Below are 19117 nucleotides of genomic sequence, written 5' to 3'. Positions count from 1 at the left end.
AGGTAATATTATGGGATTTAAATGTGGCATCGTTGGTTTACCAAATGTGGGTAAATCAACCCTTTTTAACGCTTTGACTCAAGCCGGCATTGAAGCTGCAAATTTTCCATTTTGTACTATTGAGCCAAATACCGGCGTAGTGCCGGTACCTGACGAGCGCCTAAATGCATTGGCTGAAATTGTAAACCCACAACGCATATTACCCACCACCATGGAATTTGTAGACATTGCAGGGTTGGTTGCGGGTGCATCTAAGGGAGAAGGTTTAGGTAACAAATTTTTAGCAAACATCCGTGAAACGGATGCCATTGGACATGTGGTTCGTTGCTTTGAAAATGACAACATCGTGCACGTGTCAGGTAAAGTTGACCCCGCAGAAGACATCGACACAATTAACACCGAGCTAGCCTTGTCTGATTTAGATACCTGTGAAAAAGCTCAGATCCGGGTTGCTAAAAAAGCCAAAGGTGGCGACAAAGAGGCCAAATTTGAGTTAGAGGTATTGGTAAAAGTACAAGCCCACCTCGAAGCTGACTTAATGCTACGTAGCTTAGACTTAAGCAAAGAAGAAAAAGCAGCCATCGCTTACATGAACTTCTTAACCGCGAAACCAACCATGTACATTGCCAACGTGAACGATGATGGTTTCGAGAATAATCCTTACTTAGATAAAGTAAAAGAGATCGCCGCGAACGAAAATGCTGCCGTAGTGGCTGTTTGTGCGGAAATAGAAAGCGAAATCGCCGAACTAGACGCAGAAGAAAAAGCCGAGTTTATGGACGAAATGGGCTTGGAAGAGCCCGGACTCAACCGAGTGATTAGAGCAGGTTACGAGTTGCTCGACTTGCAGACCTATTTCACCGCAGGCGTGAAAGAAGTGCGAGCTTGGACCGTGCCTGTTGGCGCTACAGGGCCCCAGGCAGCAGGTAAGATTCATACCGACTTTGAAAAAGGTTATATTCGCGCGGAAGTGGTTGGTTATGACGACTACATCGAATACAAGGGTGAATCTGGCGCAAAGGTAGCTGGTAAATGGCGTCAAGAAGGGAAAACTTACGTGGTTAAAGATGGTGATGTGATTCACTTCTTATTTAACGTTTAAACCTTAGAACTTCACAAAAAGCCAACCTTAGGTTGGCTTTTTTATTGTTTAATGTACTCATTCACCTTACTTACCCATGGACATAGCACCTACTTTTTACCTCAATCAATGATATTTTCTAGGCTTAGCGACCTAAGGTTATTATTTAGCTCCATAGACAAGCCTTCGATGCCTTATACCAACCTCACTCATTATTGGTTGATTGTTGCTGGCCTAAATCCGCGCGAACTGATTGATGTATCTTGTAATTAGAGCCACGAGTTACGGCACTTCATACCTCGTTATCGACAGATTTATGCAGCGCAATAAGTTGCTTATATAATGAATCAGATTAGTATTAAGCCGTAAGCTATTTACACTCATTGCGCACGCTTACCCCCCCATTCAGAACGCAGAGACCATTGATGAGTTCAAACATTCACTTCGCATTCATGCCAAGACACCATCACAAGTCATAAAAATTTGAAATAATACCGTGTTCAAAATTAGCGCATATACAGGCTAAAAGGACTAATTGGCCATAAAGCAAACAGTCAAGTTGTACAAACAAGCCTCATCGCGTACACAAACTGTTCAAACAGACTTTTTTGCAGTTTTTTGGAAAAAAAACGGTTGACGCTCCTAGGACAGATACGCATAATACGCGCCGTTAACAACGCAAAGCGTCGTTCACAAGGCTATGTAGCTCAGCTGGTTAGAGCACAGCACTCATAATGCTGGGGTCGCAGGTTCAAGTCCCGCCATAGCCACCATCGTTCTCACTACCAAGAGTCTGATGTAAAACAATTTGCGGGAGTGGCGGAATTGGTAGACGCGCTAGATTTAGGTTCTAGTATCGCAAGGTGTGAGAGTTCAAGTCTCTCCTTCCGCACCATCTTTCTTGAGAAAGATACAATTTGTAGGGATATCGCCAAGCGGTAAGGCAGCGGCTTTTGATGCCGCCATTCGTTGGTTCAAATCCAGCTATCCCTGCCACCTTTTAAAGCTTGAGTATTTATACTTGAGTTAAACAACAAGAACTAAGATTCTTGGTTGTTGGTCTACACTTTAGGGTGAAGATTATCGAAACATTGTTTCGAGTGTAAGTTTCTGCAGGGATATCGCCAAGCGGTAAGGCAGCGGCTTTTGATGCCGCCATTCGTTGGTTCAAATCCAGCTATCCCTGCCACTTTTATTGTCCTCAAGTTTATCACTTGAGAATGCAGTAACTGATTAGGGTAATTTACCCAGGTAAGACAGTAAGTACTATGTCGTAGACTAGCGTTTGCTTTCCCTGCCGATAAATTTGTAGTGTTGCTTAGCAACATTATAGATGGCTATGTAGCTCAGCTGGTTAGAGCACAGCACTCATAATGCTGGGGTCGCAGGTTCAAGTCCCGCCATAGCCACCATCATTCTCACTATCAAGAGTCTGATGTAAAACAATTTGCGGAAGTGGCGGAATTGGTAGACGCGCTAGATTTAGGTTCTAGTATCGCAAGGTGTGAGAGTTCAAGTCTCTCCTTCCGCACCATTCTTCTTTAGTGAAGAAGACAATTTAAAGAGTTTTGTAGGGATATCGCCAAGCGGTAAGGCAGCGGCTTTTGATGCCGCCATTCGTTGGTTCAAATCCAGCTATCCCTGCCACCTTAAAAGGCCTGCTTTTTAGCAGGCCTTTTTCTTTGGTCAATTCACAGCGAATAAAAAAACCTGCATCGAGCAGGCTTTCACTTGTTTAACATTTCTGTTGTCTGGTTATATATCACCCAGTGCATACTTCAAGGCCCAATCTTTGATGGGACCACTCCCCTGCGCACCTTTGATCGCCAGTTGGCGTAACCGCTGAACGGGTGTTAGGGAATTCGAAAACAGCAAATAAAATAAATCCATCCCCGTTTGCATCATCAAGTTATCAGGACGACGCCGCACATTGAAGCTGCGCAAGGCCTTGTCTTTATTCGCTAAACCATAATGCTCAATTTGCGCAAGCAAGCACTTCACATCACGGTAGCCAAGATTCACGCCCTGCCCAGCCAAGGGGTTAATGGTGTGCGCAGCATCACCAATCACCACCGCACTCTGTTTCAGATAACGATTCACATGCCGGCGAGTCAATGCAAAACTGCCACTATCTAAGATCTCAATCGCTCCAGGAAGTCTCGGGAATTCTGCTTCAATGCGTTTTTTAAGCTGTAATTTGTTGAGTTGCTTTAATCCACGTACAGTATCTTTGGCATCATACCAAATGAGTGCAGCGTGCTGATTGGCTAGTGGTAGAAAAGCTCGAGGACCGCTAGGGAAAAATTGTTGCCAAGTAGCCGTTTGCTGCGGTGCATCAAGTTTAACGTTAATCGCAAAACAGTCGTGGCGATAGTCCCAAGCAGTGATGCCTAAGCCCAATTGTTGACGCATACTGGAGTTTGCACCATCAGCCACCACCATCAGTTTGGCGGTGATCTCAGAACCATCAACCGACAGCACTACACCTTCACTAGTATTACTCACTAATCGGCTTTGCTTGGCTATTCTACAAACCACACCGGAGAGTTGATTCGCCTGCCAAAGTCCCAATTGAATAATTCGATTTTCAACCATAAAACCTAACTCAGACAAATTAAGCTGGGCAGAATCAAAAATTAATTTATCCAGAGGATCTTCCCAGACTTGTAGCTGCTGATAGGGACATACACGCATCGCGCAAATGGCAGACCAAGCTTGTAATTTCTTTAACAATTGTACACTGGCGTGACTAATCGCACTCACCCGCAAATCGAGTGCTTGACTGGGTTGGTAAGCCTCCGGTACATAAGACTCAATCATTAATACGCGCAAACCTTGCAAGGCAAAACCTTGAGCACTGGCAGCACCGATCATGCCGCCACCCACAACCACTACATCAAATTTTTCCACTCGAACCACATTAGCCAAATCGTTTGCAGCAAGTTTAACCCGAAGCCTAGAGTTGAAGCTAATCTTGCCGACAATAATTCAATTCGATATCAATACTCAGCACTGCTAGACGTTTTTTACCTCTCCGGCCACGAAAGCATACAATTGACGCTGGTCAGAACCAATATAAACCAGTAAAATATGCGTCCTTTTTCAACGATGTAATAATGAGTAAAACGATGGGAAATAAGCTGCATATCAAAACTTGGGGCTGCCAAATGAACGAGTATGACTCCTCTAAAATGGCCGACCTACTAGATGCGACCCATGGTTTTCAGCTAACTGAAGAAGCCAATGAAGCCGATGTACTGCTATTGAATACTTGTTCTATTCGAGAGAAAGCTCAAGAGAAGGTATTCCACCAGCTTGGCCGTTGGAAAACCCTGAAACAAAAAAATCCTAATTTGGTGATTGGCGTAGGTGGTTGTGTGGCCTCACAAGAAGGCAAAGCTATCCGCGAACGCGCACCTTACGTAGACATTGTATTTGGCCCGCAAACCCTACATCGCTTGCCTGAAATGATCAAACAAGTGAAAGGTGGCGAGAAATCGGTAGTAGACGTAAGCTTCCCTGAAATTGAAAAATTTGATCGGTTGCCTGAACCTCGTGCCGAAGGCGCTACTGCCTTTGTATCCATTATGGAAGGCTGTAGTAAGTATTGTACCTTCTGTGTAGTACCTTATACCCGTGGCGAAGAAGTCAGCCGCCCCTTAGATGATGTACTCTATGAGATCGCCTCACTGGCAGAACAGGGCGTTCGCGAAGTCAACTTGCTGGGACAAAATGTAAATGCTTTCCGTGGTCTCCAGCACGACGGCAGTATCTGTAGTTTCGCCGAATTGCTACGTTACGTCGCCAGCATTAATGGCATTGACCGTATTCGTTTTACCACCAGTCATCCAATTGAGTTTACTGACGATATTATCGAAGTGTATGCTGATACGCCTGAATTAGTCAGCTTCTTACACTTACCGGTACAAAGCGGCGCCGATCGGATCCTCAACTTGATGAAGCGTGGCCATACTGCAATCGAATATAAATCGATTATTCGCAAACTACGTAAGGCTCGCCCTGATATCGAAATCAGCTCCGACTTCATTGTTGGCTACCCAGGTGAATCTACCGAAGACTTTGCCAATACCATGAAACTAATCGAGCAGGTTAACTTCGACATGAGCTATAGCTTTGTCTACAGCGCCCGTCCAGGAACACCAGCGGCAGATCTACCAGACGATGTGAGCGAAGCCGAGAAGAAACAACGTCTGTATATCTTGCAAGAACGGATCAACCAGCAAGCCATGCAGGTGAGTCGTCGAATGCTGGATAGCGAACAGCGGATTTTAGTAGAAGGTCCCTCGAAGAAAAACCCAATGGAATTACGTGGACGTACCGAAAACAACCGGGTGGTCAACTTCGAAGGCGGTCACCAACTGGTTGGTCAATTTGTTGATGTGAAGATCGTCGACGTATTTGCTCATTCTTTACGTGGTGAATTACTCCGAACTGAGCAACAAATGCAGTTGCGAAATGACGTCGCTCCTGCCACTATTATCGACAAAACCGATGGGCAAGCAAACCACCTAGGCGTGGCAAGCTTTACCCCTTAGTTGCAGTCTATGCTAACCCCTTAAGGAGTAGCGGCAGGTTTCTTAAAACCTGCCCATAAAACAATTTGAGTAATAAAATCAATTCCATTGAAATTTATCTGGAGCCCGCTTCCAGCCCTCGTCTCGCTCAATTATGTGGCCCTCTCGATGACAATCTCAAACAGTTAGAAAAACGCTTAGGGGTTGAAATCAGCTATCGGAATAATCAATTTCAAATTACCGGTCGTCATGGCATCTGTCTAATTACGGCGAGTATTTTGCGCACTCTTTACGTAGAGACGGCCCCTCTTAAAGGTGGAGATATACCGGAGTTAAGTCCCGAAAAAGTGCACCTCGCTATTCAAGAGAGCCAAGCCCTGGAGCAAGACGAAGAAGGGAGCCCTCACTACGGCAAGCAGTTAAACATTAAGACCAAACGGGGCGTCATCAAACCACGCACCCCAAATCAAGCCACTTATATTAGCAACATGCTTGGTCACGATGTCACTTTTGGTATTGGCCCTGCTGGTACGGGTAAAACTTACCTCGCGGTAGCATGTGCGGTTGATGCCTTAGAACGTCAGGAAGTGAGACGAATTTTGCTCACCCGCCCAGCCGTTGAGGCAGGTGAAAAATTGGGTTTCTTACCCGGCGATTTAAGCCAAAAGGTTGACCCATATTTACGTCCACTTTATGACGCTCTATTTGAAATGCTTGGTTTTGAAAAGGTTGAACGACTCATCGAGCGCAATGTGATTGAAGTCGCACCACTAGCTTACATGCGTGGCCGAACCCTGAATGATGCCTACGTTATTTTAGACGAAAGTCAAAATACAACTGTAGAGCAGATGAAAATGTTTTTGACTCGAATTGGCTTTAACTCGCGCGCGGTGATCACCGGAGATATTACTCAAGTCGACTTACCTCGCCATCAAAAATCTGGCTTGCGGCATGCCATCGAAGTACTGAGCGAAGTGGAAGCTTTAAGTTTTAACTTCTTCCAAGCCGCAGATGTGGTACGCCATCCAATTGTCGCCGCGATCGTCGAAGCCTACGAGCAACAAGATGAACGAGACCGTATTGCAACTGAAAAACAACAGCAACGCCGTGCCACTCAGCAGCTCAATCAAACGAGTGAGCAATAAAATGGCGATGGTTGATTTACAGATCGCCACAGGTGATAAACAAAACTTGCCTACCGTAAGCGCTTTTGAAGCTTGGCTAAATGCGACCCTAGTTGAACAAGCGCAAGATATCGAATTAACCATTCGCATCGTCGATGAAGCAGAAAGTCGGGCGCTCAATCACCAATACCGAAATAAGGATAAACCCACCAACGTATTATCCTTCCCCTTTCAGGCTCCTCCCGGAATACAATTGCCTTTATTGGGTGATTTAGTAATATGTCGACAAGTGGTTGAATACGAAGCCCAACAGCAGGGTAAAGCTGTTTTCGACCATTGGGCACACATGGTTGTACATGGTTGCCTTCATCTGCTAGGTTATGATCATATTGATGAGCAAGACGCAATAGAAATGGAAGCTTTAGAAGTTGCCGTGCTCACCAAACTGGGTATTAGCGACCCCTATTAAACAACTAGGTAAAAACAAGTATATGAGCGACGACAACCCTCACTCGAGCAACGGCTCAGCTAAAAAAGGTTGGCTAGACAAAATAGTTCAACTCATGCAAGGCGAGCCGAAGAGTAAAGAGGACTTGGTAGAAGTAATTCAAGACGCCAATCAACGCGAGCTGATCGACCAAAATACCCGCGAGATGATCGAAGGGGTACTCGATGTATCGAGTCAACGAGTGAGAGACATTATGATCCCTCGCTCCCAGATGGTCACGTTAGACATCAGCCAAACCATCGCTGAAATTTTACCAACACTTACCGAAGCGCGACACTCGCGATTTCCGGTGATAAATGAAGACAAGGACCATATCGAAGGTATTTTGCTCGCCAAAGACCTACTCGGCTATGCGTTCAGTCAAGATGCAGCCAACACACCACTGAGCCAAGTGATTCGCCCCGCGGTGGTGGTACCAGAAAGTAAACGCATCGATAAGTTATTAAAAGAATTCCGTAGCAAACGCTACCATATGGCCATTGTGGTGGATGAGTTTGGCGGCGTCTCTGGCCTTGTAACCATCGAGGACATTTTAGAAATCATCGTAGGCGATATTGAAGATGAATTCGCCAACGAAGAAAGTCTGCAAGATGACATTCGCCGAATTAATGACAAAACCTACTCAGTGAATGCCTTGACCGACATCGAAGATTTTAATCATTATTTTAAATCTAATTTTAGTGATGACGAAGTCGATACTATCGGCGGCTTGGTGACCCATGCCTTCGGCCATCTTCCTGGACGAGGTGAAAGTATTACCGTAGAAGGTTACCATTTCAAAATTCGCACCGCAGACCGCCGTCGCTTAGTCCAGCTACAGGTCAGCATTCCTGAAGAGAATGCCAATCAATTGAATATACAAGACTAATATGCCCTTATTGTTAAGCCCGCGGCTAAGTCTATTAGCCGCTTTAGTCAGTGGTTTAATCGCCCCTTTTGCCTTTGCTCCCTATGGTTATTGGCCACTCATGCCACTATCATTACTGGCTTTATTAGGACTACTCAAGCCCAGTCGTTCCGGTTTTAAGCTCGGTTTCTGTTATGGTTTAGGCTGGTTTGGTTACGGGGTTCACTGGGTCCATGTGAGCATGGCCGAATTTGGCGGAATGCCATTGATAGCCAGCCTCAGTTTAATGGCCTTATTAACCTGTTATTTAGCGCTTTATCCCGCCCTCGCTTGCTACTTAGCCAATCAATGGCGAGGAAAACGCCGTTGGGTATTTTACTTGGCTTGGTTTCCCGCTTGCTGGCTACTCAGCGAATGGTTAAGAAGTTGGGTTCTCACTGGTTTTCCTTGGTTACAACCTGGCTATAGCCAAATCGACTCTCCATTGGCGAGCATCGCCCCAATATTTGGCTTATACGGCGTCACTTGGTTAGTCTTGCTGTTGGCTGCTGCGAGTGCCCTGCTAATCACCATTCAAGGAAAAATGCGCTGGCTAGCCGCTGTTATAGTCGCGACTCCGCTACTTGTCGGCTGGTTATTTCAAGGCCACGCTTGGACCACCGCGCAGACACCAATTCAAGTCGCTTTAGTGCAAGGAGACGTACCATTAGACATCAAATGGTTACCCGAGAATCGTGCTGAGAGCTTGAGCATGTATCAACAACAAACCCTAAACATAGAACAAGCCGATGTGATTATTTGGCCAGAGTCGGCGATTGCAGCCATCGAATATCAAGTGATCGACTTTCTGCATGACTTAGATGGACAATTACTCCAGCGGCAACAAGCATTGATCACTGGCGTCATCGCTCATGACCTACAAAGCAATCGCTACTACAACGCGCTAATCACCCTAGGGCAGCAAACCGAGCAAGTTGCTGCCAGCGCCAGTTACTACTACGAAAACCCTAATCGTTATTATAAGAATCACTTATTACCGATCGGCGAGTTTGTTCCCTTCGAGGATTTGTTAAGACCTCTCGCGCCATATTTTAATTTGCCAATGTCTTCATTCGCCCGCGGTGAAGAAAACCAAAATAATTTACAGGTAAAAGGACATCACTGGCTTGCAGCCATTTGTTATGAGATCGCCTTTGGTGAGCTACTCAGGCCACAATTAACCGATACAACGGATGCCATTGTAACGGTGAGTAACGACGCTTGGTTTGGCCATTCCATTGGACCTCAGCAGCATTTAGAAATTGCTCGCATGCGCGCTCTCGAATTTGGCCGTCCAGTGCTACGGTCAACTAATACCGGGGTCACTGCAATTATTAATCGCTTTGGCAAGATCCAACAACGAGCGCCAGAATATCAACAGCTGACTCTCAGCGGTGCGGTCACGCCAGCTACTGGCGCGACGCCCTATCAACGCTTGGGTTTATGGCCAATCGCCTTGCTCATCCTATTCGGTTTTGCCACGGCTCTGCCCTACTGGCTAAAACGCCGCTCAGTCAAAGCTTAATCCTCCACATGGCTCATGGGGTGGCGATAGAAACGCTCCCCTTGGCATTTCGGACAAGCATCGATAATGGTGGGGTGCCATAGGGCGGTGTGCTCACCACATTGAGCACATTCAAGAACCCCCAAACCAATCAACTCTCCACGCTGGTAAATACCTTGATGTTGCAGATCACCAAGCAACTCATGCCATTCCACTTGGCTCGGGTCACTTAATTTGGCTAACCAATACCAAATACTCTGTTTAAGTATCTCCATCGACGGACTTTCCTCATAGGCGCGACGATAGTCATCCCGCCAGTCACTCAAGTCTCGTCGCACGTAGTTAGCAATCAGCTGCCATTCATCCTTACTTAAGTCACTCGCTGCATGCAAATACTCTTGAGTGGCATCAATGAGTTTAGATAACTCCTCACGACTCACTTCGCCACTTTGCTGAATACGCTGTTCTAAATCTTTAACAAAGGCCTGATAGGCTTTAATTCGTTTTGGCATACCCACCCACTCCTTAAGATTAGCTTCTTAGTTAAGCATAGCCTGTTTGCTTACCTATGAATGTGCGCTAAACACAGTTTATTCTGGAATACCAATCGACTGTAGACAGCATGCCATGGCGCTTTATCAAAAACTGACTTTCGTTTATCTTCGAGAAAATCCCTACTCATTTGTGATAAAAAACCAAGCACAACAAACCTCAACACAAAGATAAACAGGGCCTAGCTATTGTTGTCAGCAAGCGGACTCGGTATCCTATGCGGATCGAGTACGGTAGCATATGCTGCCATGTCCAAATTTTGGTTCATTCTGGAAGAATCCACAGATGCAAGAGCAATACAATCCACGTGAAATTGAAACCAAAGTGCAACAGCACTGGGAGCAAGCACAAACGTTTAAAGTCGTTGAACAGCCAGGAAAAGAAAAATTTTATTGTCTGTCGATGTTCCCCTACCCAAGTGGTCGTTTACACATGGGCCACGTGCGCAACTACACCATTGGTGATGTCGTATCACGCTACCAGCGCATGCAGGGTAAAAATGTGATGCAACCAATGGGTTGGGATGCTTTTGGTTTACCTGCCGAAAACGCTGCGATTAACAACAATACCGCACCAGCTAAATGGACTTACGAAAACATTGAGTACATGAAAACTCAGCTAAAACAGCTAGGCTTCGGTTACGACTGGGACCGCGAGCTGGCAACTTGTAAGCCAGATTACTATCGTTGGGAGCAGTGGTTTTTCACCAAGCTTTATGAGAAAGGTTTAGTTTACAAAAAAATGGCCACCGTGAATTGGGACCCGGTCGATCAAACCGTACTCGCCAATGAACAAGTGATCGACGGTCGCGGCTGGCGCTCTGGAGCTTTAGTTGAGCAAAAAGATATTCCGCAGTGGTTTATTAAGATCACCGCTTATGCGCAAGAGCTATTAGATGACTTAGACCAGCTAGATGACTGGCCAGAACAAGTTAAAACCATGCAACGAAACTGGATCGGCCGCTCCGAAGGCGTCGAAATGCAGTTTGGTTTAGAAAATAGCGACCAACAATTCTCAATTTACACGACCCGCCCTGACACCGTCATGGGGGTCACTTATGTGGGTATCGCAGCACAGCACCCACTCGCCCTAGAAGCTGCGAAAACCAACCCAGACTTAGCCGCTTTCATAGATGAATGTAAAAACAACAAAGTAGCCGAAGCCGATATGGCGACGATGGAGAAGAAAGGCATGGCCACCGGGCTAAATGCCGTTCATCCGCTAACTGGCAAGCTGGTGCCAATTTGGGTAGCTAACTTTGTATTAATGGGTTACGGCTCTGGAGCTGTCATGGCGGTTCCCGCCCACGACCAACGAGACTATGAATTTGCTCAAGCCTACGGCTTAGAAATTGTTGGTGTAATTAAACCAAGCGATGCGGCACTAGACCTATCAGAGCAAGCCTTTACCGAAAAAGGCGAGGTGTTCAACTCTGGTGAATTTGACGGCTTAGAATTTAAGGCCGCTTTTGATGCGGTAGCCGCCAAACTTGAATCGATTGGCAAAGGGAGCAAACAGGTTAACTTTCGCCTACGAGACTGGGGCGTTAGCCGACAACGCTATTGGGGTACCCCCATTCCAATGCTTAACCTTGCCAATGGTGATGTGGTTCCCGTCCCAGAAAACCAACTACCAGTTGTGCTACCAGAAGACGTAGTGATGAATGGCGTTACCTCGCCAATCAAAGCCGACCCGGAGTGGGCAAAAACTGAGTTTGAAGGGCAAGTAGCCTTCCATGAAACCGACACCTTCGATACCTTTATGGAATCCAGCTGGTATTACGCTCGTTACTGTAGCGCCAATAATCAGGATGTGATGCTCGACCCCGAGCAAGCCAACTACTGGCTACCAGTCGATCAATATATTGGCGGGATCGAACATGCCATCTTGCACTTATTATATGCTCGTTTCTTCCACAAATTATTACGCGATGCTGGTTTAGTCGAGTCAGACGAACCTTTCAAACGCTTATTAACTCAAGGAATGGTACTTGCCGATGCCTTCTACTATGAAGACGAAAAAGGCGGCAAAGTATGGGTTTCGCCTGTCGATGCAATTACCGAAAAAGACGAAAAAGGCCGAATTACTAGCGCCAAAACAGCCACTGGAAAAGTCTTGGTTTACGCTGGTATGAGCAAGATGTCGAAATCGAAAAATAACGGTATTGACCCGCAAGTGATGGTAGACAAATACGGGGCTGATACGGTTCGTTTGTTCATGATGTTTGCGGCCCCAGCAGAGCAAACACTTGAATGGCAAGATAGTGCTGTAGAAGGCTCGCTACGCTTTTTGCGTCGAATTTGGAAGTTCAGCTTTGAACATATTAACGCAGGCACAGCGGGCGCAGTCAATCTGGCAAGCCTCAGTACCCAGCAAAAAGATCTACGCCGTGAAGTACACAAAACCATTGCCAAAGTAAGTGATGACGTTGGCCGTCGTCAAACCTTTAATACAGCGATTGCTGCAATTATGGAATTGATGAACAAACTGACGAAAGCTGACCAGTCTGATGCAAATACTCGTGCGGTAACCCGCGAAGCAATCAACGCCGTGGTATTAATGCTATCGCCTATCACCCCTCATATTTGTGACCAACTTTGGACACTTTTGGGAAATCAGGGCGAGATTGATACTGCGGATTGGCCTATTGCCGACGAAGACGCCATGGTTGAAGATAGTAAACTCATCGTCATTCAAGTCAATGGCAAGCTACGAGCTAAACTCACCGTAGCCGCTGACGCGAATCAAGACACCGTTCAGGCCTTAGCCATGAGCGATGAAAATGTAAGCAAATTTGTTGATGGAAAAACTGTACGTAAAGTAATTTACGTTGCTGGTAAATTACTCAACATTGTTGCCAACTAAACCTTAGGCGGAGTCTGTTAGCAGATTCCGCCATTTTAAATACGAGCAAGTATGAATCTTAAAAACCTGCGCTATGGATTGCTAATCCTGAGTCTAAGTATACTCAGCGCTTGTGGCTTTGCCCCTCGTGGTAGCTATTTACTCGATGAAAAACTCACCCAAGTTTATTTGTCTTCTAGTGATGAATTTAGCCCCCTAATCCGTGAGCTAAAACGTCAGTTAGCACAAAACAATGTTCAGGTGATTGATTCCCCTCAAGAGGATATTCCCACTCTTCATATTGGTGGTGAAGAAATAAATAAGCGAACCTTGTCATTATTTGCCAATGGACAAGTCGCCGAATATGAGCTGAGTTACCGTGTTGCTGGCTACCTCCAGATTGCCGATGTTGGCAACTACCCACTAACGGTACAATTACACCGAGACTTCCAAGATAACCCCTTAGCCGCTTTAGCCAAGCAACGAGAGCGCGAGCTCCTATACACCGAGTTACGGGGAATGGCCGCCGACCAAATCATGCGTCAATTAGCGACGGTAAGCTGGTAGCATGCGGATCTTCGCCGATCGGCTTGTGCAGCAAGATATCGCGAGCACTCACTGTTTCTTAGTCGCGGGCGAAGAACCACTGATTAAAATCGAAGCCATCGACTTTATTCGTCAGCAGCTACAGCAACACGGGCTAGCAGAAGAACGAATAAAATTCACCCAAGACACCGACTTTGAGTGGCCCAGCATTGTTGATGCAATGTCTGAATTATCACTGTTTAGTCAGTATCGGCTGATAGAGCTGCAACTCGATAAAGTTCCTGATAAATCCACACAAACTCAACTTGAGCAAGTGCTCAAATTGGTCAATCCAGAAACGCGATTATTACTCAGCCTGCCTAAACTCAGCAAAACCAGTGAAAAACAGGCTTGGTACCAACAGCTGGAAAAACACGGTTTAGTGGTGATGGTTTATACACCTGAAGGGAGCCAATTACAGGCTTGGATCCGGCAGCGCCTTCAACAACATCATTTAAACCCAAATCATGAGTTAATCGCCCTCTTGGTGCATTACTACGAGGGTAATTTACTGGCTCTGAATCAAGCAGTTGCTAATATCGCACTGCGTTGGGGACCACAACTCCCCAGCTTAAAAGAGATTGAATCAGGCTTATCACATGCCAATCACTTTTCAAGTTTTCAACTAGTAGATGCCTTACTTGCGGGGGAGTTTCAGCGCGGTTTACTGATCATCAAACAGCTCCGTCTAGAAGGCGAAGAACCCACCTTAATAAACTGGGCGCTGGATAAAGAATTTAAACTCTTAGCACGATTGCAACAACAGCCAAGCAACCACCATTCAAGTTTATTTAAACAACATGGGGTATGGAACAAGCGCCAAGGCTTAATCAGTCAGGCAGCTAAACGTTACAACGCGCAGCAAATCAATCGAGCTAGGCTACAAATTGCAGCCATCGACCAAGCGATTAAACAATTTGCTGGAGAGCAAGCTTGGCATCAATTAGAACGTTTAGTTTTCGAACTCGCGTCAGTACAACATGAGCCCGCTTAAATTATTTTTTGGCGGATCCTTTGATCCGATCCACCTTGGCCATTTACGCAGTGCCGAGCAACTACTCACGCAAACCAAGGCTTTAGATTTAACCCTACTCCCAAATGCCTTATCACCATTAAAAGCTCGCCAACATGCCTCTGCAGCCCAACGCAAGCAGCTGCTAGAGCTAGCCTTAATCAATCACCCGAAGTTACATATAGACTGGCGGGAAGTTGATCGAGGCGGCCATTCTTATACCAACGAAACCTTACAGCAATTGGCCACCGAATATCCCACTAACGCGATTGGTTTTGTCATGGGGCTAGACTCATTTAATCAACTCGATCGCTGGCATCATTGGCAAAATTTATGCGATCATGCTCATCTACTGGTCATCGCACGCCCCGGCTACCCCCTCAACATTTCTGAAGCGCTGGCCCAGTGGTTAGCCCCTAAGCACTGCCAGCAGCTACAACAACTCAATCAACAACCTACACAACAACGTGCAGGTAAGGTCTATTTTTGTGAATTAGAACCCATGGCAATTTCATCGACCCAAATTCGTCAGATGCTTTCTAAAGGGGCTAGCTTAGCGCAACTTGAAACGAAACTTTCTCCCGCCGTCGCTCATTATATTGTGCAACATAAGCTCTATGGCGCTTAACCTAGCTTGACCGAGCGTGGTATACTCACTTTTTAGTTCAAATTTGGGGTTGATTTGTTGCAAAACAAAAAACTAATCGATTTTGTGATCGATAAAATCGAAGATATGAAAGGTCGAGATATTCAAAGTCTAGACGTAAGCCAATTTTCCAGTGTGACCGATACTATGATCATCTGTAGTGGTAATTCTAAACGTCATGTGAAATCCATTGCTGATAATGTGATTGCCGAATCTAGACGCGCAGAATTTGAGGTTATCGGCTTAGAAGGTGTGGCAGAATCTGAATGGGTATTAGTTGATTTAGGCGATGTGGTATTACATATAATGCAAGACAGCGCTCGAGACTTTTATCAACTAGAAAAACTGTGGGCACCAAACCACGCAGAGTCTAAAGCTGGATGAAGATCCAACTAGTGGCGGTCGGCACCAAAATGCCCAGTTGGGTAGAAACCGCTTATCAAGAGTATGCTCGTCGCTTTCCTAAAGATATGCCGCTAGAGCTAGTCGAAGTCAATGCTGGAAAGCGCGGCAAAAATGCCGATATTAAACGCATCCTCGACAAAGAAGGGGAAGCCACCCTTGCGGTGATCCCCAAAGGCAACCGCGTGGTGACTCTGGAAGTAACGGGTAAGCCTTGGACGACCCCTCAGTTAGCACAGCAATTGGAACTCTGGAAAATGGATGGCAGAGATGTCAGCCTATTAATTGGTGGCCCCGAAGGCTTAGCGCCCAGTTGCATCGATATCGCTGAACAACGTTGGTCTCTATCGGCGCTGACGTTGCCTCATCCTATGGTAAGAGTGATCGTTGCTGAAACGCTCTATCGCGCTTGGAGCATTACCGCCAACCATCCTTACCATCGGGAATAGTTACTAAGATATGCCAAGACAACGCGTCGCAATGCGAGATCACTCGGCTGAATCACGATTATTTATTCGTCGTAGTTTGGTCTCGATTGTTGGTATTTTTCTGCTCATTTGTGTGCTTTTAGCAAACCTTTACTATCTGCAATTTGAACAGCATGAAACCTATACCACCCGCTCGGATGATAATCGAATTAAGGTTCTGCCGCTCGCCCCACCCCGAGGTTTAATCTATGACCGAAACGGGGTTCTACTGGCAGAAAATCGGCCCAACTTCAGCATAGAAATTATTCCTGAGAAGGTGAACGATCTCGAGACACTAATCCAGCAGCTCAGCCAGTTGCTAAACTTAAGCGAAACTGACGTTGAACGTTTTTACCAAACTAAACAACATACTCGTCGCTTTAAGCCGGTGGTACTAAAGTCACAGCTAAGCGAGCAACAAGTGGCGATGTTTAGTGCCCAACAACATAAATTTCCAGGCGCGAGTATCGAAGCGAGCCTAACTCGATATTATCCCTATGGCGATAGCCTGACTCATCTGCTCGGTTATGTAGCACGCATCAATGTCAAAGACTTACAACGTTTAGAAAAAGAAAATAAACTTGCCGAATATGATGCAACTCGCACCATCGGTAAACAGGGCATTGAACGTTATTATGAAGAAATCTTACATGGAAACGTTGGCTATCAAGAAGTCGAAGTCAATAACCGGGGACGAATTATTCGCACCATGAAGATTGTCCCCCCGGTACCGGGCAAAGATCTCTACCTCAATGTCGATATTCGTCTTCAATTAAGAGCTCAAAGCCTGTTAGATGGACGCCGTGGCTCCATCATCTTACTTGATACAAAAACCAGTGGGGTACTGGCGATGATTTCTAGCCCAAGCTACGATCCCAATTTATTTGTCAACGGAATTAGCAGCAAGAACTACAACAAATTACTCAATTCAACTGACCGCCCCCTGATTAACCGCGCAACCAAAGGGGTTTACCCTCCTGCATCCACCGTCAAACCGGAGCTAGCGGTGATGGGATTGGAATTAGGCACGATTACTGAACAACAACGAATTTGGGATCCAGGTTGGTTTCAAATTCCGAATACCAAACGTCGCTTCCGCGACTGGAAGCGCTGGGGCCATGGTTGGGTCGATGTATACAAAGCTATCGAACAAAGTGTTGACACCTACTTCTACATGCTAGCCTACGAAACAGGCATCGACCAAATTCATAACTATATGAGTAAGTTTGGTTTTGGTGAATATACTGGCATCGATATCCACGAGGAAAGTCGAGGCAATATGCCGAGTCGGGAATGGAAGCGAGCCCGCTATCGCCAACCTTGGTGGCAAGGCGATACTATCTCGGTAGGGATTGGCCAAGGTTACTGGACCACAACCCCCTTACAACTCGTGCAAGCAACAAATATTTTAGTCAATCGCGGCAAGATCATCTCTCCGAGGATCTTAAAAAGTGTTGGAGACAGCCACTCGCATATTGGCCTTCCGCCACAAATTAAACCGCCAATCGACTTGAAAAACCAAAAGAATTGGCAAATAGCACTCGATGGTATGTATGGTGTAATTAACAAAAGTAACGGTACTGGGCGCCGAGCATTCAAAGGCACAGCCTATAAAGCGGCAGGGAAATCAGGAACCGCACAGGTGGTGAATATCGCCGAAGACCAAGAATATGATGCGGATAAGCTTAAAGAAAAACATCGCGACAATGCCATGTTTGTCGCCTTTGCACCTTTTGATGATCCCCAAGTTGTCACCGTTGTGGTCATCGAAAATGCCGGTGGCGGCAGTAGTAATGCCGCACCGCTCGCTCGTAGTATGTTTGATAGTTATTTTGAAACAAAAGGTAGTGTTCAATAATGGGGAACTTTAGCCAACAGCAAAACAACTCACTTTGGTGGCGGCTTCATTTAGATTGGCCACTATTACTCGGTTTACTCGCCCTCATAGGCTTAGGGCTATGTGTCCTATACAGTGCCAGTGGCCAAAGTGTTGCCATGCTGAATCGCCAATTAATTCGCCTCGCAGTAGCTGCGGTGGTGATGTTTGTGTTGGCACAAATACCCCCCGATGTTTATATGCGTTGGACCCCATTATTTTACTTCAGTGGCCTACTCATGCTACTGGCGGTATTGCTGGTTGGTGATGTTGGTAAAGGAGCGCAACGCTGGCTCGATTTAGGTGTGGTTCGCTTTCAACCTTCAGAAATCATGAAATTGGCAGTACCGTTGATGGTGGCACGCTACATTAGTCAACACTCTCTACCGCCGAGTTTAAAACACTTATTTATCGGAACTGCGCTCGCGGTAGCCCCCACCTTATTAATTGCTAAACAACCAGATTTGGGCACCTCGCTATTGGTGGCGACATCTGGCGTATTCGCTCTGTTTTTAGCAGGCATGAGTTGGCGTCTAGTCATCGCAGCCGCTGGTATAATTGCCGCCTTTATACCACTATTGTGGTTTTTCTTAATGCATGATTATCAACGCCAACGGGTATTAACCCTACTCAACCCCGAAAGTGACCCTTTAGGGGCGGGTTATCATATCATCCAATCCAAGATTGCCATCGGCTCTGGAGGTTTCTCTGGCAAAGGCTGGCTGCAAGGCACCCAATCCCAGTTAGATTTTTTACCCGAGCGACACACCGACTTTATTTTTGCCGTATACGCCGAAGAATTTGGCTTTATTGGCGTAATGTTATTACTTTGCCTATATTTTTACGTCATCGGCCGGGGACTATATATCGCAAGCCAAGCGCAAACCGCTTTTGGTCGCTTACTCGCGGGCAGTATTATTCTTACTTTCTTTGTTTACATATTTGTCAACATTGGTATGGTCAGCGGTTTACTACCTGTTGTTGGGGTTCCACTACCTTTAGTCAGCTATGGCGGTACTTCTATCGTGACTCTAATGGCTGGTTTTGGCATTCTAATGTCTGTTCATACCCATAAACGGCTTTATGCCCAATAAG

Annotated in this window: 16 protein-coding genes and 7 tRNA genes; 21 read left to right on the top strand and 2 right to left on the bottom strand. The window is 46.0% G+C overall.

The annotated features are described in order from the left end of the window. The first annotated feature begins 10 nt into the window (after positions 1 to 10). From ychF to ACRRS1_RS07920, 8 genes are all read left to right on the top strand, one after another. Entirely contained in the window at positions 11 to 1102 is a 1092-nt protein-coding gene (gene ychF / locus ACRRS1_RS07955) for a redox-regulated ATPase YchF (protein ID WP_432453702.1), read from the top strand. A 675-nt stretch (positions 1103 to 1777) separates the two neighbouring features. Beyond that, positions 1778 to 1854 (top strand) — tRNA-Met (locus tag ACRRS1_RS07950). A 37-nt stretch (positions 1855 to 1891) separates the two neighbouring features. Further along, positions 1892 to 1976: transfer RNA gene (locus tag ACRRS1_RS07945), tRNA-Leu, on the top strand. Between the two features lie 26 nt (positions 1977 to 2002). Continuing rightward, a tRNA-Gln gene (locus tag ACRRS1_RS07940) sits at positions 2003 to 2077 on the top strand. A gap of 118 nt (positions 2078 to 2195) precedes the next feature. After that, positions 2196 to 2270, top strand: a tRNA-Gln gene (locus ACRRS1_RS07935). Positions 2271 to 2416: 146 nt separating this feature from the next. Further along, positions 2417 to 2493 (top strand) — tRNA-Met (locus tag ACRRS1_RS07930). 37 nt (positions 2494 to 2530) lie between these two features. Continuing rightward, positions 2531 to 2615 (top strand) — tRNA-Leu (locus ACRRS1_RS07925). Positions 2616 to 2653: 38 nt separating this feature from the next. Next, positions 2654 to 2728: transfer RNA gene (locus ACRRS1_RS07920), tRNA-Gln, on the top strand. 108 nt (positions 2729 to 2836) lie between these two features. Here the strand turns inward: ACRRS1_RS07920 and ACRRS1_RS07915 are convergent. After that, the gene (locus ACRRS1_RS07915; RefSeq protein ID WP_432462914.1) at positions 2837 to 3991 is read right to left on the bottom strand and encodes an FAD-dependent monooxygenase; all 1155 of its coding nucleotides are present in this window, start codon (positions 3989 to 3991) and stop codon (positions 2837 to 2839) included. Between the two features lie 218 nt (positions 3992 to 4209). On the opposite strand from ACRRS1_RS07915, the gene miaB reads away from it, so the two are divergent. The 5 genes from miaB to lnt all read left to right on the top strand — a co-directional run bounded on the left by miaB (position 4210) and on the right by lnt (position 9659). Continuing rightward, positions 4210 to 5637, top strand: a complete 1428-nt coding sequence (gene miaB / locus ACRRS1_RS07910) for a tRNA (N6-isopentenyl adenosine(37)-C2)-methylthiotransferase MiaB (protein WP_432456192.1) — start codon at positions 4210 to 4212, stop codon at positions 5635 to 5637. A 65-nt stretch (positions 5638 to 5702) separates the two neighbouring features. After that, a complete protein-coding gene (locus ACRRS1_RS07905) occupies positions 5703 to 6761 on the top strand; it encodes a PhoH family protein (RefSeq protein ID WP_432453704.1) in 1059 nt (352 codons plus the stop codon). A gap of 1 nt (position 6762) precedes the next feature. Continuing rightward, positions 6763 to 7209: an rRNA maturation RNase YbeY gene (gene ybeY, locus ACRRS1_RS07900; RefSeq protein ID WP_432468053.1), complete on the top strand. Its 447-nt coding sequence runs from the start codon at positions 6763 to 6765 to the stop codon at positions 7207 to 7209. A gap of 22 nt (positions 7210 to 7231) precedes the next feature. Further along, positions 7232 to 8116, top strand: a complete 885-nt coding sequence (corC, locus tag ACRRS1_RS07895) for a CNNM family magnesium/cobalt transport protein CorC (RefSeq protein WP_432468054.1) — start codon at positions 7232 to 7234, stop codon at positions 8114 to 8116. A gap of 1 nt (position 8117) precedes the next feature. Further along, the gene (gene lnt, locus ACRRS1_RS07890) at positions 8118 to 9659 is read left to right on the top strand and encodes an apolipoprotein N-acyltransferase (protein ID WP_432453707.1); all 1542 of its coding nucleotides are present in this window, start codon (positions 8118 to 8120) and stop codon (positions 9657 to 9659) included. On the opposite strand, the gene ACRRS1_RS07885 is transcribed toward lnt, so the two are convergent. Further along, positions 9656 to 10150, bottom strand: a complete 495-nt coding sequence (locus ACRRS1_RS07885; RefSeq protein WP_432459059.1) for a zinc ribbon-containing protein — start codon at positions 10148 to 10150, stop codon at positions 9656 to 9658. The genes lnt and ACRRS1_RS07885 overlap by 4 nt on opposite strands. A gap of 325 nt (positions 10151 to 10475) precedes the next feature. Between ACRRS1_RS07885 and leuS the strand changes: the two genes are divergently transcribed. From leuS to rodA, 8 genes are read left to right on the top strand one after another with little or no spacing between them, the layout of a single operon-like run. Next, positions 10476 to 13055, top strand: a complete 2580-nt coding sequence (gene leuS / locus ACRRS1_RS07880; RefSeq protein ID WP_432459058.1) for a leucine--tRNA ligase — start codon at positions 10476 to 10478, stop codon at positions 13053 to 13055. A 51-nt stretch (positions 13056 to 13106) separates the two neighbouring features. Continuing rightward, positions 13107 to 13601 carry an LPS assembly lipoprotein LptE gene (locus ACRRS1_RS07875; RefSeq protein ID WP_432453710.1) on the top strand — a complete coding sequence of 165 codons (495 nt, stop codon included), beginning with the start codon at positions 13107 to 13109 and terminating at the stop codon, positions 13599 to 13601. A 1-nt stretch (position 13602) separates the two neighbouring features. Further along, positions 13603 to 14613 (top strand): DNA polymerase III subunit delta, encoded by a 1011-nt coding sequence (holA, locus tag ACRRS1_RS07870; RefSeq protein ID WP_432468055.1) that lies wholly within the window; start codon positions 13603 to 13605, stop codon positions 14611 to 14613. Further along, complete coding sequence (gene nadD / locus ACRRS1_RS07865; RefSeq protein WP_432468056.1) at positions 14600 to 15259, top strand: nicotinate-nucleotide adenylyltransferase; 660 nt, start codon at positions 14600 to 14602, stop codon at positions 15257 to 15259. The genes holA and nadD overlap by 14 nt, the downstream gene beginning before the upstream one ends. A 57-nt stretch (positions 15260 to 15316) precedes the next feature. Beyond that, positions 15317 to 15661 (top strand): ribosome silencing factor, encoded by a 345-nt coding sequence (rsfS, locus tag ACRRS1_RS07860; protein WP_432453713.1) that lies wholly within the window; start codon positions 15317 to 15319, stop codon positions 15659 to 15661. After that, positions 15658 to 16128, top strand: a complete 471-nt coding sequence (rlmH, locus tag ACRRS1_RS07855) for a 23S rRNA (pseudouridine(1915)-N(3))-methyltransferase RlmH (protein WP_432453714.1) — start codon at positions 15658 to 15660, stop codon at positions 16126 to 16128. Before rsfS ends, rlmH begins: the two co-directional genes overlap by 4 nt. 10 nt (positions 16129 to 16138) lie before the next feature. Then, positions 16139 to 18004, top strand: a complete 1866-nt coding sequence (gene mrdA / locus ACRRS1_RS07850) for a penicillin-binding protein 2 (RefSeq protein WP_432459054.1) — start codon at positions 16139 to 16141, stop codon at positions 18002 to 18004. After that, entirely contained in the window at positions 18004 to 19116 is a 1113-nt protein-coding gene (gene rodA / locus ACRRS1_RS07845) for a rod shape-determining protein RodA (protein WP_432459053.1), read from the top strand. Before mrdA ends, rodA begins: the two co-directional genes overlap by 1 nt. Position 19117: the final 1 nt, after the last annotated feature.

This window comes from Agarivorans sp. Z349TD_8 (genome assembly GCF_050870825.2).
Taxonomy (GTDB): Bacteria; Pseudomonadota; Gammaproteobacteria; order Enterobacterales; family Celerinatantimonadaceae; genus Agarivorans.
This window is presented reverse-complemented; position numbering and strand designations above follow the sequence as displayed.

Coding starts and splice junctions, on each gene's coding strand:
- lnt (WP_432453707.1), top strand. CDS start 8,118: ATGCCCTTATTGTTAAGCCCGCGGCTAAGTCTATTAGCCGCTTTAGTC.
- rodA (WP_432459053.1), top strand. CDS start 18,004: ATGGGGAACTTTAGCCAACAGCAAAACAACTCACTTTGGTGGCGGCTT.
- corC (WP_432468054.1), top strand. CDS start 7,232: ATGAGCGACGACAACCCTCACTCGAGCAACGGCTCAGCTAAAAAAGGT.
- leuS (WP_432459058.1), top strand. CDS start 10,476: ATGCAAGAGCAATACAATCCACGTGAAATTGAAACCAAAGTGCAACAG.
- ychF (WP_432453702.1), top strand. CDS start 11: ATGGGATTTAAATGTGGCATCGTTGGTTTACCAAATGTGGGTAAATCA.
- holA (WP_432468055.1), top strand. CDS start 13,603: ATGCGGATCTTCGCCGATCGGCTTGTGCAGCAAGATATCGCGAGCACT.
- ACRRS1_RS07875 (WP_432453710.1), top strand. CDS start 13,107: ATGAATCTTAAAAACCTGCGCTATGGATTGCTAATCCTGAGTCTAAGT.
- nadD (WP_432468056.1), top strand. CDS start 14,600: ATGAGCCCGCTTAAATTATTTTTTGGCGGATCCTTTGATCCGATCCAC.
- miaB (WP_432456192.1), top strand. CDS start 4,210: ATGGGAAATAAGCTGCATATCAAAACTTGGGGCTGCCAAATGAACGAG.
- mrdA (WP_432459054.1), top strand. CDS start 16,139: ATGCCAAGACAACGCGTCGCAATGCGAGATCACTCGGCTGAATCACGA.
- rlmH (WP_432453714.1), top strand. CDS start 15,658: ATGAAGATCCAACTAGTGGCGGTCGGCACCAAAATGCCCAGTTGGGTA.
- ACRRS1_RS07885 (WP_432459059.1), bottom strand. CDS start 10,150: ATGCCAAAACGAATTAAAGCCTATCAGGCCTTTGTTAAAGATTTAGAA.
- ybeY (WP_432468053.1), top strand. CDS start 6,763: ATGGCGATGGTTGATTTACAGATCGCCACAGGTGATAAACAAAACTTG.